The sequence below is a fragment of the Spirosoma aerophilum genome (genome assembly GCF_054782495.1).
Window position 1 is genome coordinate 1,698,334 of sequence record NZ_BAAGSJ010000013.1, and the last position, 18,182, is coordinate 1,716,515.

An 18,182-nucleotide genomic window follows, 5' to 3' on the forward strand; every position below is an offset into this window, starting at 1 on the left:
TTGCCACAGAGATGCACGAAGCCACACAGAGACACACGGAGGATGAATTAGCAATCATCGTAATTGGAAAAGCCATTGAGGTACATCGGGCACTTGGCCCTGGTTTGCTTGAATCGGCCTACCCGGAATGCTTGTTTTACGAAATTCATTCCCTTGGTCTCTCTGTGGAACGTGTAAAAATCAATGCCAATCATTTATAAGCAGATCACATTGGAACATGGCTATCGACTGGACTTGCTCGTCGAAACCCGCTGATTATTGAGCTTAAAACCCTAGAGGAGCTCAATGACTTACACATGGCCCAATTGCTGACCTACCTAAAATTTGGCAACTACCGCTTAGGCTTACTTATCAATTTTCGCGTCAGGATGTTACGCGACGGCATTAAACGATTTACAAACTTTTCTCTGTGAATCTCCTTGCGTCTCCGTGCATCTCTGTGACCCAACCAAAACACATGAACCGTCGAGATTTTAACCAACTTATAGGCATGGGTGCTGCGGGCATCCTGCTTCCTTCCCTTCCCGCCTTTTCGCGTACTGTTAGCCCCGAAGCCCTTCTGGAAGCGGGGATCGACGTCGCCGTGAAAAAGCGCCTGGCCGATGCTGCCCTCAACGCGGCAAAGAGTAAAGGCGCCAGCTATACCGATGTTCGCATTGGCCGCTACCTGAATCAGTTCGTGATTACCCGCGAAGACAAAGTCCAGAACATCGTCAACACGGAATCCTATGGTGTTGGCGTTCGGGTCATTGCCGATGGCTGCTGGGGATTTGCCGCCGTTGTTGACGCGAAGAACGAGGCCGATATGGCCAAAGCTGCCGAAAAAGCAGTGGCCATTGCCAAAGCGAACGCCCGACTGATGAAAGAGCCGGTTCAGCTGGCACCTCAGAAAGGCTACGGTGAAGTATCCTGGAAAGCGCCCATCAAACGCAACGCATTTGAAGTGCCCATCAAAGAAAAGGTTGATTTACTGCTATCGGTCAACAGCGCGGCTCTGAAGAACGGAGCCAACTACGTGAATTCGGTGATGTTTATGGTGAACGAGCAGAAGTACTTTGCGTCGAGCGATGGCACCTATGCCGATCAGGACATTCATCGTATTTGGCCAAATTTCACCGTTACCACCATTGACCCTAAAACAGGTAAGTTCGAGACACGAAATACGCTTAGCTCGCCCATGGGCATGGGCTACGAATACCTGCAGGTTAATCCGGCCGATAAAGTCACGGGCATTACTACCCGTTACAACAAAGGCTACGACATGCTCGAAGATGTAACGGCTGCTGCCAAACAGGCCCGCGCCAAACACGCAGCCAAGTCGGTGGAAGCGGGCAAGTACGACCTCGTCCTCGACCCATCGCACCTGTGGCTCACCATCCACGAATCGGTTGGACACCCACTCGAACTCGACCGTGTACTGGGTTACGAAGCCAACTTTGCCGGTACCAGCTTTGCCACGCTGGACAAATGGCAGTCGAAGAACTTCAACTACGGCAGCAAGCAGGTCAATCTCATCGCCGACAAAACACAGGTGGGATCGTTAGGAGCCGTTGGTTACGACGACGAAGGCGTAAAAACCAAACAGTGGGATCTGGTGAAAGACGGCACACTGGTCAACTACCAGGCCATCCGCGATCAGGTGCACATCATCGGCGAGAAAGAGTCACAGGGTTGCTGCTACGCCGACAGCTGGAGTTCCGTCCAGTTTCAGCGCATGGCCAACGTCTCGCTGGCGGCTGGCAAAACACCTTTGTCCGTTCAGGAGATGATTAAGGATGTCAAAAAAGGCATCTACATCATCGGCGACGGCTCCTTCTCCATCGACCAGCAGCGATATAACTTCCAGTTTGGCGGTCAACTGTTCTACGAAATTAAAAACGGGGAAATTGTCGGTATGCTGAAAGATGTGGCCTACCAGTCCAATACCCAGGAATTCTGGAACTCCTGCGCTCAGGTTTGCGACGAACGCGATTACCGGCTCGGTGGCTCATTCTTTGATGGCAAAGGCCAACCCTCTCAGTCGAGTGCCGTTTCGCACGGCAGCAGCACTGCCCGCTTCAACGGCGTCAATGTGATCAATACGGCACGGAAAATCTAAACGTTATGACACAGAGATGCAACGAGTTACACGGAGATGCAGAGAGATTTTCTTAAAATTTTCGCTGTGTATCTCTGCGTAACTCCGTAAATCTCTGTGGCCCCAAACACATGGCTATCATACTCACTGAGGCAGAAGCGAAAGCACTGCTCACGAAGGTTCTCAGCTATTCAAAAGCTGACGAATGCGAGGTAAATCTGGGTGGCGAAGAGCGTGGAAACCTGCGTTACGCCCGTAATGAAGTGTCTACCAGTGGTTCCCTAATCAATCAGAATCTACAGGTTCAATCGGCTTTTGGCAAGAAAGTCGGTGTAGCGACTATCGACGAGTTCGATGATGCTTCACTGGAAAAAGTCGTACGTCGGTCTGAAGAACTGGCCAGGCTAGCGCCTGAAAACCCCGAGTACGTAGGGGTTCTCGGGCCTCAGCAATACCTGAAGTCAAATGGCTTTTTTGACTCGACGGCTAAAGTTACCCCCGACACCCGAGCCGAGGTCGTCGCTAAAAGCCTCGAACTATCCCGTGCCGAAAATCTGGCGGCTGCTGGCTTTTTGCAGGACAATTATGGCTTTTCAGCCATGATGAACTCCAAAGGGTTGTTTGCCTATTACCCCAGCACCAATGTCAACTTCTCCCTGACCGTTCGGACCAACGACGGCAAAGGATCAGGATATGTGGCACGTGGTTATAGCGATTTCAACAAATTGGATACAGCAGCGGCTACCCGCATCGCCATTCAGAAAGCCAAAGGATCGGCCGAGGCACGAGCCATCGAGCCTGGAAAATACACGGTCATACTGGAACCAACGGCCGCTGTCGTCTTGCTGGAAAACATCTTCTACAACATGGATGCCCGCTCAGCCGATGAAGGTCGGTCGTATTTCAGCAAAGCAGGTGGCAAATCACGTCTGGGCGATAAAATTGTCGATGAGCGTGTCACTATTTATTCCGACCCGACCAATCCGGACTTACCTGCATCGCCCTGGTCGGGGGATGGACAGGCTCAGGCCAAAACGATGTGGATCGAGAAAGGGGTTGTCAAAAATCTCGCTTATTCACGCTACTGGGCTCAGAAACAGGGCAAGAAACCCCTGCCTTACCCCAATAATTTCATTATGACGGGTGGAACGGCTTCGCTGGAAGACATGATCAAGAGCACCCAGCGGGGTATTCTGGTCACCAAGCTCTGGTATATTCGTGAAGTAGACCCGCAAACCATTCTGCTTACGGGCCTCACCCGTGACGGGACATTCTACATCGAAAACGGCAAAATCAAGCACCCGGTCAAAAACTTCCGGTTCAATGAAAGTCCGGTTATTATGCTGAATAATCTAGAGTCGCTGGGCAAACCCGAGCGCGTACTCAGTACGGAATCGGATCAGAATTACCTGATACCACCGATGAAAATCCGGGAGTTCACGTTCACGAGTCTGTCGGATGCGGTGTAAGCCATCCTTAAAAAGGACAATTTATGTAGTACTGACCGGCCCGGTCAGTACTACACTTTAACACGATCTATCATTTCGTAACTTCATCATAACAATTTGACAAGCAGACCAATCTGGAAACGTTACAAACATTGATGAATCCGGCTGCTTAATTTTTTTCGTTTCATGATTACCATTACCGAAGCTACCGAACCCGACTTTCCCATCATTCGCGACATTGCTTACCAGACCTGGCCGTCGACATTCGGCGAGATCCTGTCTGCTGAACAAATTGAGTACATGCTCAACATGATGTACAGTATGGACGCCCTCAAGGCTCAGGTGAACGAGAAGAATCATGTTTTTTTACTAGCCCAGGATAGCGATAGCGGGGTTTACCTTGGATTTATCTCCTATGAGTTCGACTACAACGGGCAGTCAAAAACCAAGATTCACAAGATTTATCTGCTTCCCGCCAGTCAGGGAAAAGGCGTTGGCCGATTGCTGATTGACCAGGTTGCCGGGCTGGCATCGGCTCATGGAAATACCACCCTTTCACTCAATGTGAACAAGTTTAACAAGGCTATTCAGTTTTACGAACGAATGGGCTTTTCTACAGTTAACACGGAAACGATAGACATTGGAAACGGCTTTATAATGGATGATAACGTGATGGAAAAGCCAATGAAAATATAGGCTTACTCCTCAAAAACAGCTATTTTTAACCTAAGAAAGCCTTTTTTACAGCTGGTTATTTGTATTCACTACAATGAGGATAATAATAACCACTAATAGTAATATCAATGGTTAAATAGGTAGCCATTGACAATTACGCTGACTTAAATACTTTCTCAACAAACGCCTTTGAAACCTTTTTTCTTTACCCGTATTCAGTACACGTCCGGCGACTGGGATACCGACCAGCGGATGCCGTCGAACCTGCTGCATTCCTTGGTCGAGTACACGACGCTGCCGATTGATCAGAAGGAGAAGGTGGTGCAGTTGAGTAGCCCTGACCTGTTTAAAAGTCCTTTTTGCTACCTGAGCGGGCATAAGCTGGTGGAGTTTTCGGCGCAGGAGCGTGACCACTTCAAACGATACGTACAAAACGGCGGCTTCGTCTTTGTTGACGATTGCAACCACGATGTTGACGGCTTGTTTGCCAAATCATTCGAGCAGGAAATGGGCCGTACGTTCGGACAGAAAGCGTTACAGAAAATTCCGAATACACATCCCCTCTACACCTGTTTTTTTAAGTTCGAGGAAGGTCCACCCACCACTTCCTTTGAATTGAATGGCTGGGGCGATGACCTGGTCCATGATTACCTGAAAGCCATCACAATAAACGGTCGAATTGGTGTCTTATACAGCAACAAAGATTACGGCTGTGAGTGGGACTATGACTTTCGAAACAAACGATTTCTGGCCGAAGACAACACTAAATTCGGCGTCAATATTATCACCTACGCCCTGACAGCGTGATTTTTAAGAGATGTATGATGTATAGTCAAGTGCCCATTTAGAAGACACATATATCCTTTATCATACATCATACATTCTTCTAACTGCAACCTGAACGATATAACCATTGGATTCAACAGACTTAACTCATTACAAAGCACTGGTGGCCAAGCTGCCCCAGTTACGAAAGGAAATCGGCAAGGTAATTATTGGACAGCAGGAAGCCATCAGCGAAGTTCTGATCTCGCTCCTGGCGGGTGGCCACTGCCTTCTCGAAGGCGTTCCCGGCCTGGCCAAGACGCTCATGGTCAAAACCATGTCCGACGCTCTGGCGATGCGCTTCAAACGCATTCAGTTTACGCCTGACCTGATGCCCGGCGACATTGTGGGTACGGAGGTTCTGGAAGATGACCACGAAACAGGCCACAAAGTGTTCGTTTTCAATCGAGGGCCCATCTTCGCCAATGTCGTGCTGGCGGATGAAATTAACCGTACGCCCCCCAAAACGCAGGCGGCTATGCTCGAAGCCATGCAGGAGTATAAGGTAACCTACGGAGGTAACGACTATGTACTGCCTAAGCCATTCCTGATCATTGCGACCCAGAACCCAATTGAACAGGCAGGAACTTATCCGCTGCCCGAAGCCCAGTTAGACCGCTTTCTGTTGTACATCAAGCTTAGCTACCCGTCGGAACGCGAAGAACTGGAAGTCCTGAAAAGTACGACGGGCACGGCCCGGCCGGAACTGCAAACGATACTCTCCGACGAGGATATTATCCAACTGCAAAAGCTGACCCGTCAGGTACATATCAGCGACGAATTAATAGACTACATCAACCGGCTCGTCCGGGCAACCCGGCCGGCAGATTCACCTTCGTCTTTTGTGAAGCAATGGAGCGAGTGGGGAGCAGGTCCCCGTGCCGGACAGGCCCTGGTGTTATGTGCCAAAGCCAGAGCCGTATTAAACGAACGTTTTTCGGTCATTCCCGATGATATTCAGACACTGGCTTACCCCATTCTGCGCCACCGAATCGCCCTTAACTTCCGCGCCGAAGCCGAGGGTATCACTACCGATCAGGTAATCAAGGAACTTCTGTCGACTGTGAAATAACCCGCCCTGATGCTCATCACCGAACTCATTAAACTCAACAACCTGCAACTGGCCAGCAAACTGGTAAGCGATGAGTTGTTGCTGGGTATTCAAACCAGTCGGCGATCGGGGATTGGGACAGAATTTGAACAGTTTCGTCATTATACCCCCGGCGATGACCCGAAACGGATCGACTGGAAACTGTTCGCCAAATCAGGCCACTATCTGGTTCGTGAGTCGGCTACGGAAAGTAATCAGCAGCTTCGTTTTCTAATCGACCTGTCGGGGTCAATGAACTACGCTGAAGGTGCCGTAAGCCGGTTGCAATACGCCAAAATCCTGCTGGCCTCGCTTGCCTACCTGAGTAACCGGCAAGGGGATCAGTTGAGCTTGTTCGCCTTACAAAATGGGCTGGTGCAGGCGATGGTACCGACGGGCAAACAGGCCTTTCAGAAAATTGTAGCAACCCTTGAAACCAGTGAAGCTAAAGGAGCCTGGGACAACCGAGGCCCGTCTATTCCTGAATTTGGGCGTAAGCAGGCCGAGGTGCTTATCATCGCTTCAGACTTTCTACAGGTTGATGATGAGTGGGTTCAATTAATCCAACGTGTAGCCGCTCCTCGCCGGGAAATTGTTCTGTTCCAGCTGTTGGGCGATGAAGAGGTTAATTTTTCGATGAACGGCTTCTATCGGTTTCAGGACCTTGAAACGGGCAAGGAGATAGAATTACAGGCCGATGCCATTCGGGAAACCGTTCGGGAACGGGCGACCACGTATCTGACCAAGTTAGAAGAAAGTCTGCGCATTCCGCATGTCCGACTTATCCGCGTTCGCCTGAGCGACCCGATCGCTCTGGTGTTAAAGCAGTTTCTAACCAGTTAAATAGCGGTTATTCATTCCTGTGTGGTGGGGTAGATAACCCTCCTAAAAAACCAAAAACTTAATAACCAAGTATGCAGTTTGTTGAGCCGTTTTTGTTGTGGGGTGTATTAGCCGTCGCGATTCCGGTGGTGATCCACTTCTGGCACCAGAAGCAGGGAAAACCACTGCCCTGGGCGGCTACGCAATGGCTTCTGGAAAAGCAAAATCAGCAAAGCCGTGGCCTGCGGCTCGACAACATTCCATTGCTGATAATCCGGTGCCTGTTGCTGGTCTTGCTGGCGTTTCTGCTGGCACAGCCTGTTTTAAACTGGTTTTTACAACCACCCACTATTCAGAAAGTACATCTGGTTCAGCCTAGCAAAGCCGTTGCCGACAATTACCGGTTTGAACTTGGCGAAGCCCAAAAAAAAGGCGAGAAAGTCGTTTGGGCCGATGACCAACTTAGTGAGTTGAACGATAAGCCCTATCCATTTCAGCCATCGACCCGATTTAACCCACTACAGCTCCAAACGGCCATTAACCGACTGGACACGAAAAACACTGAACTCCATCTTTACCTCGTCAATAGCCGAAAACTCGCCGATGTGCCCGCCATTTCGGTACCAACCACGTTTAGACTGCACACCGTCGTTGATTCATCAGGGCAGCTTCGCCCCTATCTGGTTGTCAAAAATGATCGAAAGTTATTTCTCAATCGGGCGGGAAAACTAGTGAGCGTTCCGGCACTTGACCCGTCGCTTAGGTTCCAGTCAACACCTGTTCATACTGGCCCGATAGCCGTTTTGCTTCGTTACCAAAACCCACAGGAACAGAAGACCGTTAAAGCTGCATTGGCAGCTCTGACGGATGTCTATGCGCTTGACTTTTCAGTTGATGAAGAACCTGTACCGAACCGAAGCTACAACTGGATATTAACGGATAAAGCACCAGCCGTTCCATCTCCGCAAACCCTGTATACTATTTCGGGCACCGGGCCGATTGATGGACAGCCGAACATGACGTTTGCCAATGAGTCGTTGACTCCTCAAACGTCAGACCGGGCTGCCACAGGACAACTACCCGAATGGCTCGGGACACAGTTTCTGCACCATTACGGGTCGGGTTTAGCGACCGGACCCGTCAGCTCGAAAGATCTGGAATCGCTGTTTGTTTTTATCAGCAAGCCCAAAACAGAGCAGCATGCAGGCCTTCAAAATGCACTTCTATTGGTATTCATTGGGTTATTAGCCGTTGAACGCTGGCTCGCTTTAACTAAAAACGCATGAACGAACTGAAACGTCTTGTCTCGTCGGTCACGTACCAACTTTACGCCAACACCCTGCTTCGATGCCTGTTGCTGGCCCTGTCGGCTTATTTCCTCACAGCGACTTTTACAGGGCCGTCGGCAGTGCCCGTTCTCTTCGCTTTTGCTGGTTTTGGGGTAGGTGCTTTCCTGAACAAACTTTACCAAGACAAAAAACCACAGGCAATTCAACTCATTCACCAGACCGTCGGGGATGTTGAATATAGCTTGCCTCTTCTCTCAAAGTCTGAACTTAATCTGGCAGAGCAGTTGCAACTCGACCGCCTGAACAATCATATCCAGCACGTTCGTATCCCTGTTGTGGTGTTGACGAAAGTAGGACTCTATAGTTTGTTTTTAATGGCTGCACTGGCTGTTTACTTTGGCTACCCGCTCTTAGAGAACAAGGCGGCTGGCGACTCTCAAAAGAAAGGATTTCTGACCGCATTTACCCCCGATAAAAAGCCGGAAGCACCCTCGTTTGAATCGGCAACCCTCCGTATTCAACCCCCGGCTTATACCAAACTTCCAGAAACGAATTCATCGAACCTGAATGCATCGAGCGTTGTGGGCGCAGTTCTTTCGTGGCGTTTGGCATTCAGCCATACCAACCAACTTTCGGTTCGACTGGTAAATGGACGTGGACAGGAACTTCCCTTCCGGCAATCCGGTGACGGCTATACGTATCAGGATCGACTGGTCAACTCCGGCTTGTACGCCATTAAAGCCTACTGGCGCACCGATGCAAAAAAAGATTCAGTTGTCTACCAATCTGACTTTTACCGGCTGGAAGCCCGCCCGGATTTAGCCCCAAAAATTGAACCGGCCTCAAAAGAACTATATCAGTTTCATACCATCAAAGACCCAAAAACACTGACGGTAGGTGCCCGGATTTCAGATGACTTTTCTGTCTCGAGTACGTTTCTTGTCGCCACCGTTGCCCGGGGTTCCGGCGAGAACGTCAAGTTTCGGGAAGTGAAGTTTCCGCTGAGTCAGGCCAATTTTAAGGACGCTAAACTTACCAAAACACTTGACCTTAATGAGTTAAAATTTTCACCCGGTGATGAGTTGTACTACTACTGGGCAGCTTTCGACAACCGTCAGCCCGAACCGAATTTTACTAAATCCGATACGTATTTTCTGGTGTATAAAGACACGACACAGGTCGAAGAAAGTGAGCTGGCTACCATGGCGGTAAACATCATGCCTGAGTATTTCCGAAGCCAGCGGCAGATCATCATCGACACCGAAAAGCTGATTGCCAGTCGAAAACGAATGACAGCAAAAGGCGCGATTAACCATGCGTTCAAGAGTCAGTCAAACGAAATTGGTTTCGACCAAAAAGTACTCCGACTTCGCTATGGCCAGTTCCTGGGCGAAGAGTTTGAAACATCGGCCGGGGGTGGGCATATCGAACCCACTGACGAAGGTGGTGACCCGCTCAAAGGGTTTATTCACGCGCATGACACCGGCGAGGAACATGGCGAAGCACACCACGTAGAGGAACCGCATCACGACCACGGCCCCTCCGGCCCCGAATCGGATAAAGACCCTGTAGCGGCCTTGATGGAACAGTACGTTCACTCACACGACAATGCCGAAACCAATACGTTTCATGAAGAATCGACCCGCTCGTTGCTGAAAATGGCGTTGGAGCAGATGTGGACATCGGAGTTGCACCTGCGGATGTATGAACCCGAGAAAGCGTTGCCGTTTGAGCAGAAAGCACTGGAATACCTGAAACTGTCACAGCAAAAAGCGCGGTCTTACGTCAAGAAAACCGGTTTTGATCCGCCCCAAACGAAAGAGAAGGAAACACGGCTAACGGGTGAGTTCAAAAACGTAACAACGGCCTTCAATCAGGAACGGGTGTATTCAAAAGAACGAATTGAATGGCTGGTGACCCAGGCCATCGGGTACCTGGAACTCTCTGCGCTCAATCCACAGCAACGCCAAACCCTGCAACAACTCGGCAACGCCCTGGCAAATGGGGTCGTTAACAGTGGCCTGCAAAACTGGTCGGTGCTGGCATCGCTGCAAAAATTAGCCGGAGGAAAAGCGATTACACCTGCTGAAAAGGCCCAATTGAAAACGAAATTATACGCCCTGACAGGTGCATCGGAGCGAACGGGACCTACTTACGTCAGTGATCGCGCTCTTCAACAAGCGTTCTGGCAGCACATTAACTAGCGGCCAGCTTATCTGAATTACGAATGCAAACACCTGTAAACTGGACCGAACCGATAACCTGGTTTATCGCCCTGGCGCTGGTCGTCTTATTGGTTGGTCAACTTTGGCTCATCAGCCGTAACGAGTCATTACCCAGCGGGAGAAAATCACTTCGGTTCGCGTTGAACATCCTTCTATGGCTGGTATTGGTTGGCTATTTCCTGCAATTTCAATGGCAGCGCGAACGGCCGGCCACGCATGCATTGCTGGTGGGTGATGATGTTCCCTCTTCCGTTGCCCGTCAGATCCGGGACAGCCTTAACATTCGGGACAGCTTTACGAGCCGAAACATTCAGGATGAATACGATTCGATAACCCTGGTCGGTCAACGCTTTCCGGTGTCAACACTTACTCAACTGAGTCAATCAGCATTGCAATGGATACTCTACAGTGAGCCCAGCACCATTCAAAATATAGCCTGGAAAGGTATGGTAAGGCAGGGCGAGATTCAGCAGGTTACCGGACAAATTCAATCGTCAGAAGAGGCATTACTACGGTTAAAATTCGGCGGCCGAACCCTGGACAGTATGGCTCTTCACAAAGGAGCTAATTCATTTACTCTCCGGTTTCCGGCCTTTTCCCGGGGACGAACTCAAACGGAGCTGGTACTTGGTCAAACCACTCTCGACACCGTTCGTTTTTTCACCCGACCGATTGAGCCGCTCACCGTCTTATTTTTGCTCAACAGCCCGGATTTTGAAAGTAACACGCTGGCGGGCTGGCTGGGCAGGCAGGGCCATACGGTTCAGGTATCTACTACCTTATCGAAGAATATCAGCAGCAACGTCAGCATTAACAAAGCCAGTAAAGCCATTGGCAAAACAACTCCGGACCTGATTATTACAGAATCCACAAATGCGTCGAACCCTACAGTTCGCAAAGCGGTAGCCGACGGGAAAGCCGTTTTATTTATCAACGCTACCAATCCGGAAACCGAAAGTCGGACCATCAACCAAGCTTTAGGCAGCCGTTGGCAGGTCAGAAAAACAGCCAACGATGCAACCATCCCGGTTGGTAACGGACTAACGGCACTCCCCTATCGCTTCACAGAAAGTATGAACCAGGTTGCCGTAACCGGTTACCCGATCGCTGTGCAGCGAAGTACCCGCGGTTACGCCGGACGTATTGGTTTTAGTTTGCTGAGCGAAACCTATCCATTATCACTTAGTGGGGACAGCCTCACCTATAGCCGGGTTTGGACCGCTATTTTGGCGCGGCTCTCGTCTTCGGAGAAACCTAGTATTCAGGTTAATTCGCCGGTTTACGGTGGCCTGAAACAGGAGATTCTTGTCAATAATGTAACCGGGGCAACCCGCAGGCTGGTCATTGGACAGGATACCGTAATTCTGACTCAATCCCCTTTTAATGAACATTCAGCTATTGGCTCCTCGCTGTTCAGGCAGACTGGCTGGCAATCGGTCCAGGACTCATTGGCACTTTTTGTGAAGGCCCGTACGCAAACAGACCCAATTGCCAACCGGCAGATTATTAAACAGTTTATGCTGGCTCATGCACAAACAAAGAACCCAATCACAATTAACCACCGAACGGCCAACGCTACGGTGCCGGACTGGGTGTGGTTAGTCCTCTTTGTTGGTTGCCTTACAGCACTTTGGGTTGAACCAAAGCTCCTGTAAGTCAGGATTCAGGTTTATCGTGACACCTTTTTTTCCACTCACGCCTGAATTTCGTTCGGTCGTCATCGCTCATCTGACGCCATTTGTCCCGCCATGTCGGTGGTCCGCCCCCCGCCCGAAAGCCGCCATGGCGCGGGCCAAATTTGAATCCACCCAACAACAGCCTGGACAGGATCAGCAACCCGACAGCCTGCCAGAATGTAACCGACTTTACCGGCACAACCGCTACCAGAACTGTATTCCAGAGCCAGTAAACGGCATATGAAACAGCCAGCAATGCCAGTAAGATAAAAATCGGCACAAAAAATCGTATTCGCCTGTAAGGAGTTTTCATGGCTTATAAGTTGTCAAGTTCATCATACAGTCGTTGCAGCCGTTTGCGCAGGTGCTGAACAGCGTAGCGTTTTCGGGAAATGATCGTCTTCAGGTTTTCGCCCGTATCATCGGCGATTTCCTGCAAGGTTCGGTCTTCAAGTTCATTCTGAACAAATACGGTCCGCTGATTTTCGGGCAACTCGTTCAGCGCTTTCATCAACTCCTCCCAGAATATATCCTTAAAAAACTGATCTTCTGGGGTTTCGGCATCGGCCAGCAGGATTTCCCGAAAGCGAAAATCATCGTTATCCTCGTCGCCCATCAAATCCGATAACGAATCATTTTTTTTCTTCCGGTAGGTATCGGTAATTCTATTCTTGGCCACCTGAAAAAGCCAGCCGCTTATGCTTTCAATGCCGTCGAGATCAACGACCCTGGCGAGTTGATACCAGACATCCTGCAAAATATCTTCGGCATCTTCGTCAGATTTCACCTGCCCGCGAATAAATCGAGACAGCCGGTTTCCGTACTGCTTTACTGTCTCAAGAATAGTTCGTCCGGGCGTTTCGGCCATGGTGGGTAAGTAAACTAATGAGCAAACGGTCAGGGATTGACAGCTAAAGGAGCCATTTATGACACCAGATTATAACGATCAAGCCCTGACCCTAAACCAACCCACACCTGAGAAACTATTGTTGAGCACGCTTATCTAGCTCGCGCAAAACGTCTACCATGGTACGAAAGCGGTTGGCATCGCCAATGAAACCCAAACCGGTCATAATAAGTGCAAAACCACCCGTACTCACCCAAAACCAGGGATCGGCATTGGCTTCTTTCATTTTGGAGCCGTGCAGTAACACGGCCAGCCCGCTGCCCAGCAGCATAGCTCCCCCCCCACCAAATAGCCAGTATTTTGTTAAAAGCTTTTTCTCTCGCTGCGTTCTCATACCTTGTTTTGTTTACTTGTCAATTGGTCAAAAAACCATCTGTGACGTATGTGGTTTATAAAAATAATGTATCTTACCTCATAGTTCAGGCCATTATTAGAAACCTGCCAGACACTAACCTTAACGTCTATGCCCGTATTTACCCTAGGTATTGAAGAAGAGTTTCAAACGATAGACCCTGCTACGGGCGAGTTACGGTCTCACATGTCAAAGATTGTCGATGGCGGTCAAATAGTTCTTCAGGAACGTGTAAAAGCCGAAATGCACCAGGCTGTCGTGGAGGTTGGCACGAATATCTGTAATAATATTCAGGAAGCCCGTCAGGAAGTCACCTATCTTCGAAAGATGATTCTGGAGTTGGCAGATAAGCAGAACCTACACATTGCAGCCGCCGGAACGCATCCTTTCTCAGATTGGCAGGAACAGCTTATTACACCTAACGAACGCTACGACCGGCTCATCGATGAACTGCGCGACGTAGCCCGCTCCAACCTCATATTTGGCCTTCACGTTCATGTAGGCATCGAAAACCGTAACGAAGGGGTTCAGATCATGAATGCAGTACGGTACTTCCTGCCGCATATCTACGCCCTATCGACCAACTCACCGTTCTGGCGCGGTCGAAATACAGGCTTCAAATCGTACCGGTCGAAGGTATTTGACAAATTCCCGCGTACCGGTATTCCTGATTTCTTCTCGTCGGCAGCAGAATATGACGAATACATCAATCTGCTGGTTAAAACCGGCTGTATCGACAACGGCAAGAAAATATGGTGGGATATCCGGTTGCACCCCTTTTTCGACACCATTGAATTTCGCATCTGCGATGTGCCGATGCGGATCGATGAAACCATTTGTCTGGCGGCTATCATGCAGGCACTGGTAGCCAAAATTTATAAGCTTCACCAGCAAAACCTCAATTTCCGACCCTACCGCCGGATTCTGATCAATGAAAACAAATGGCGGGCCGCACGGTATGGTATCGAGGGAAAACTGATCGACTTCGGCAAACAGATTGAAGTGCCAACCCATGAGCTGATTCACGAATTATTGAACTTTATCGATGATGTCGTTGATGAACTGGGAAGCCGTGAAGAGTGTGAATATGTCCTTAAAATTCTGGAAATGGGTACCGGTGCCGACAGGCAATTAGCTGTTTTTCAGCAGACAAATGACCTGAAGCAAGTGGTCAATTACATTGTGCAGGAAACTTCTTTCGGTATCAGATAGTTATTTTCGGGAGCACTATTAACCAGTAGTTAGCCGTAACAGACACTCTATGAGCTTAGTAAAAATTGCTGTTCTCGATATGAATAACAACCATGCCAATGAGGGCATGCGTTGTATTTTACATATAATTCGAAACGTACAGGGGAATGATAATGCCGAGTTAGCGTTCGATGTTTTTGATGTTCGTGCCAACAACGAACTGCCCGAATTGGATTACGATGTATATATTTCGTCTGGCGGGCCGGGTAGTCCAATGGCATCGTCTGAAGAATGGGAGGATCGTTATTTTGATTTGATCGACCAGATCTTCGACTGGAATGCCCACAATGAACGGAAGAAATATGTGTTTCTAATTTGCCATTCCTTCCAGTTGGTCGTTCGTCATTTTGGCCTGGGTTTACTGAGCCGTCGTAAATCCACTTCGTTTGGCATTTTTCCCGTACACAAAACGGATGAAGGTGATTCGGAAGCTTTGCTGGAAGAATTACCTGACCCGTTCTTTGCCGTGGACTCCCGCGATTATCAGATTACCAGTCCGGATGCGGAACGTATGAACACGATGGGCGCTGAAATATTGTGTCTGGAAAAAATACGTCCCCATGTCCTCCTCGATCGGGCGGTTATGGCCATGCGTTTTTCTCCCGAAATCATAGGCACCCAGTTTCATCCGGAAGCAGATAACGAAGGGATGCTCCGGTATTTTCTCCAGCCTGAAAAACGAAACCATATCGTTCTGAATTTTGGCCAGGAGAAATATGACGACATGGTTTCCTACTTACAGGATCCTAACAAAATTGCCCTGACCGAGTCCGTCATTCTACCCGGATTTTTACGCCAGGCCATTCGATCGTTGTCCTCGACCGTTGAAGAGCCTGAAGTTGCCTGATCGATGTTTTGAGTGCAATACTTTAGTAGGCACTCAAAACATACTACCTAACCAAGATAAATTGGTTTAGGGCTGATTTCATCCCAATGCCTTATGATTAAATCTGTCAGAGAAGCCTTTAATCAAGCCTTTAGCCCGGAGAGCTACCGGGCTTTTTTGGCTAACGTTGACAACGACTTTCCCGGCCAGCTCGATTTTCGGGTTGCCGAAACACCCATTTTCGTACCGAAAGTTCTGACCGACAAGCTTCTACAGGCTTGCGACGATATTATTTCGGTCGTCACCCGCGATGACTTCAAGACGTTGACGGATAAGGCAATACCTACGGACCAGCGAGTACCGAATGAGGATGACCATACTCAGTTTATGGCTGTCGATTTTGCGGTTTGTCTGGATGAGCAGGGCGAGTTAACCCCACAGCTAATCGAGTTTCAGGGGTTTCCGTCGCTGTATTGTTTTCAACCCTATCTAGCCAGCCTGTTTCGGAGTCTCTACCCCATTCCCGACAATCTCTCTCACTTATTCACGGTTACCGATAATGCCGCTTATCTGGATCGGTTACGCCAGATGATCGTGGGCGATTGCCAAGCGGAAGAGGTTATCCTGCTGGAAATTTACCCAGAGAAGCAAAAGACCAGAATTGACTTTGTACTGGCCGAGAAATACCTCGGAATACCAGCAGTATGTATTACAAAAATAAAGAAGGACGGCCGGACTTTATATTATGAAAAAGACGGTCGCTTTATTGAGATTAAGCGGATTTATAACCGGCTAATTTTCGACGATCTCCAGAATTATCCGGATCTTCAAACCGATTTTCAACTAACTGACGATGTCGATGTGGAATGGGTTGGGCATCCGAACTGGTTCTTTCGAATTAGCAAGTACACCCTTCCCTTGCTAAAAAGTCCTTACGTACCAGCCAGTTACTACTTGTCTGACCTGAGCAGCTACCCCGAAGACTTAGAAAATTACGTACTGAAGCCCTTGTTCTCTTTTGCGGGCAGTGGCGTTAAACTGAACATTACGACCGCTGATCTGGATGCTATTCCGACTCATCAGCGGGAAGGGTATCTATTACAGCGAAAGGTTAAGTATGAACCCGTTATTCAATCGCCGGATGGGCTGGTGAAATGCGAAATACGCATGCTGTTCATCTGGCCGAAAGCGGACAAACGACCTACACTGCTTACTAATCTGAGTCGTCTGAGCCGGGGCGAAATGATTGGCGTCAATTTCAATAAGAATAAAGATTGGGTTGGCGGCTCCGTTTGCTTTTTCGAGAAATAAATTAGTTCGTTCAGAATTTACAGAGTCGTCCGGGACGCAAACAATACTTTCGGGTATTTGCGAATCCCCGGCGACTTTTTTATTTACTACCGTTTTTTTATATGGAACAACAACAGGTTTCCCTTTCAGAAAAAGCCATTTTCGACCTCACAGGCAAGGTCGCTATCCTTACTGGTGCCAGTAAAGGTATTGGAGAAGACATGGCCCGGGTTTTTGCCCGTTTTGGTGCCAAAGTCATTATCAGCAGCCGAAAGCAGGATGCCTGCGACGCGCTTGCCAATGATATTCGGGCACAGGGTGGCGAAGCGACGGGTATAGCTGCCCATGTTGGCGATATGGACCAGCTTCAGCAGTTAGTCGACAAGAGCATTGCTACGTACGGAGGCATTGACATTCTGGTCAACAATGCCGCGTCGAATCCGGTTTTCGGCCCTTCTCTCGACTGTGATGGAGCCGCATTTGATAAGATCATGCAGGCCAACGTAAAGGCTCCCTTTGAGTTGAGTAAACTTTGTTATCCAAGCATGAAAGCACGGGGTGGCGGTAGTATCATTATGATCAGCAGCATTGCCGGTCATACGCCCGATCCGGGTCTGGGCATGTACAGTGTCAGTAAAGCATCCCTGAACATGCTCACCAAAGTGTTGGCCAAAGAATGGGGTCCTGACGGAATTCGGGTCAACGCCATCTGCCCCGGCCTCATTAAAACAAAATTTAGTCAGGCCCTCTGGCAGAACGAAAAAATTCTGGAACACTTCACGAATCGCATTCCTATTGCCCGCATGGGTACGGTAGATGAGATCAGTCCGCTGGCGCTGTTCCTGGCCTCCAGTGCGTCGTCTTACAGCACGGGCAGTTTGTTTTATGCAGATGGTGGAACGGTAATTTAAAAAGACCATGTCTCTAGAAACACGCGAAGTCTGGTTACGGGGCCCACTTTCCGACATGCCTCCTTTGGTACAACCCGTTGCCCATGCGCTGATGCAGGCGCGCGAAGAGGTACACGCCTTCATGAGTGATTTTCCGGAAGGGCTTCTTTGGGAGAGACCGGCCAATGTTGCCGCCGTTGGCTTTCATTTACAGCACCTGACGGGTGTTCTTGATCGACTATTTACCTACGCCCGGCAGGAAGCGTTGTCGGAGGCCCAGTTAACGGCCCTGCGTGCCGAAGGAAAACCCGAAGAGAACGTGTTATCCGTCCAGGAACTCGTCAGAAATTTTGATGAGCAGGTTGATAAAGCGCTCGCTCAATTACGGCAAATAAATGAAGGAACATTAACGGAAATACGGGGCGTAGGCCGCGCGCAATTGCCTTCAACGGTACTTGGTCTACTGACTCATGCCGCCGAGCATACCATGCGGCATGTGGGCCAGCTATCGGTAACGGTTCGCGTGCTAACAGTTTAAC

General features: G+C 49.3%; 17 protein-coding genes and 1 pseudogene. 15 read left to right on the plus strand and 3 right to left on the minus strand.

All coding sequences use genetic code 11. The features are described 5' to 3' along the window. Positions 1-11: 11 nt before the first annotated feature. The 10 genes and pseudogenes from ACYVK4_RS18460 (at position 12) to ACYVK4_RS18505 (ending at position 12,106) form a co-directional block, all read left to right on the plus strand. Positions 12-413: pseudogene (locus tag ACYVK4_RS18460) on the plus strand (GxxExxY protein). A 44-nt stretch (positions 414-457) separates the two neighbouring features. Beyond that, positions 458-2,098 (plus strand): TldD/PmbA family protein, encoded by a 1,641-nt coding sequence (locus ACYVK4_RS18465; protein ID WP_461128998.1) that lies wholly within the window; start codon positions 458-460, stop codon positions 2,096-2,098. Between the two features lie 110 nt (positions 2,099-2,208). Next, entirely contained in the window at positions 2,209-3,546 is a 1,338-nt protein-coding gene (locus tag ACYVK4_RS18470) for a TldD/PmbA family protein (protein ID WP_461128999.1), read from the plus strand. 165 nt (positions 3,547-3,711) lie between these two features. Beyond that, positions 3,712-4,221, plus strand: a complete 510-nt coding sequence (locus ACYVK4_RS18475; RefSeq protein WP_461129000.1) for a GNAT family N-acetyltransferase — start codon at positions 3,712-3,714, stop codon at positions 4,219-4,221. 168 nt (positions 4,222-4,389) lie between these two features. Then, positions 4,390-5,007, plus strand: coding sequence for a DUF4159 domain-containing protein (locus ACYVK4_RS18480; protein WP_461129001.1), 618 nt, complete (start codon positions 4,390-4,392; stop codon positions 5,005-5,007). Positions 5,008-5,113: 106 nt separating this feature from the next. Further along, entirely contained in the window at positions 5,114-6,097 is a 984-nt protein-coding gene (locus tag ACYVK4_RS18485) for an AAA family ATPase (RefSeq protein WP_461129002.1), read from the plus strand. Between the two features lie 9 nt (positions 6,098-6,106). Beyond that, a complete protein-coding gene (locus ACYVK4_RS18490; protein WP_461129003.1) occupies positions 6,107-6,958 on the plus strand; it encodes a DUF58 domain-containing protein in 852 nt (283 codons plus the stop codon). Between the two features lie 71 nt (positions 6,959-7,029). Then, positions 7,030-8,223 carry a BatA domain-containing protein gene (locus ACYVK4_RS18495; RefSeq protein WP_461129004.1) on the plus strand — a complete coding sequence of 398 codons (1,194 nt, stop codon included), beginning with the start codon at positions 7,030-7,032 and terminating at the stop codon, positions 8,221-8,223. Next, positions 8,220-10,430, plus strand: a complete 2,211-nt coding sequence (locus tag ACYVK4_RS18500; RefSeq protein WP_461129005.1) for a hypothetical protein — start codon at positions 8,220-8,222, stop codon at positions 10,428-10,430. The genes ACYVK4_RS18495 and ACYVK4_RS18500 overlap by 4 nt, the downstream gene beginning before the upstream one ends. A 23-nt stretch (positions 10,431-10,453) precedes the next feature. Then, on the plus strand, positions 10,454-12,106 hold the full coding sequence (locus tag ACYVK4_RS18505; protein WP_461129006.1) for a hypothetical protein: 1,653 nt from the start codon (positions 10,454-10,456) through the stop codon (positions 12,104-12,106). Between the two features lies 1 nt (position 12,107). Here ACYVK4_RS18505 and ACYVK4_RS18510 read toward each other — a convergent pair whose 3' ends face one another. From ACYVK4_RS18510 to ACYVK4_RS18520, 3 genes are all read right to left on the minus strand, one after another. Then, positions 12,108-12,440 (minus strand): hypothetical protein, encoded by a 333-nt coding sequence (locus ACYVK4_RS18510; protein ID WP_461129007.1) that lies wholly within the window; start codon positions 12,438-12,440, stop codon positions 12,108-12,110. 3 nt (positions 12,441-12,443) lie between these two features. Continuing rightward, positions 12,444-12,995 (minus strand): RNA polymerase sigma factor, encoded by a 552-nt coding sequence (locus ACYVK4_RS18515; RefSeq protein ID WP_461129008.1) that lies wholly within the window; start codon positions 12,993-12,995, stop codon positions 12,444-12,446. A 115-nt stretch (positions 12,996-13,110) separates the two neighbouring features. Then, positions 13,111-13,368 (minus strand): hypothetical protein, encoded by a 258-nt coding sequence (locus ACYVK4_RS18520; RefSeq protein ID WP_461129009.1) that lies wholly within the window; start codon positions 13,366-13,368, stop codon positions 13,111-13,113. Between the two features lie 129 nt (positions 13,369-13,497). Between ACYVK4_RS18520 and ACYVK4_RS18525 the strand changes: the two genes are divergently transcribed. The 5 genes from ACYVK4_RS18525 to ACYVK4_RS18545 all read left to right on the plus strand — a co-directional run bounded on the left by ACYVK4_RS18525 (position 13,498) and on the right by ACYVK4_RS18545 (position 18,181). Then, positions 13,498-14,598, plus strand: a complete 1,101-nt coding sequence (locus ACYVK4_RS18525) for a carboxylate-amine ligase (RefSeq protein ID WP_461129010.1) — start codon at positions 13,498-13,500, stop codon at positions 14,596-14,598. Positions 14,599-14,647: 49 nt separating this feature from the next. Beyond that, positions 14,648-15,484: a type 1 glutamine amidotransferase gene (locus tag ACYVK4_RS18530; protein WP_461129011.1), complete on the plus strand. Its 837-nt coding sequence runs from the start codon at positions 14,648-14,650 to the stop codon at positions 15,482-15,484. A gap of 93 nt (positions 15,485-15,577) precedes the next feature. After that, positions 15,578-16,774 carry a hypothetical protein gene (locus ACYVK4_RS18535; protein WP_461129012.1) on the plus strand — a complete coding sequence of 399 codons (1,197 nt, stop codon included), beginning with the start codon at positions 15,578-15,580 and terminating at the stop codon, positions 16,772-16,774. A 101-nt stretch (positions 16,775-16,875) separates the two neighbouring features. Further along, positions 16,876-17,664, plus strand: coding sequence for a glucose 1-dehydrogenase (locus ACYVK4_RS18540; protein WP_461129013.1), 789 nt, complete (start codon positions 16,876-16,878; stop codon positions 17,662-17,664). 7 nt (positions 17,665-17,671) lie between these two features. Continuing rightward, entirely contained in the window at positions 17,672-18,181 is a 510-nt protein-coding gene (locus tag ACYVK4_RS18545) for a DinB family protein (protein ID WP_461129014.1), read from the plus strand. The last annotated feature ends 1 nt before the right edge of the window (position 18,182 follow it).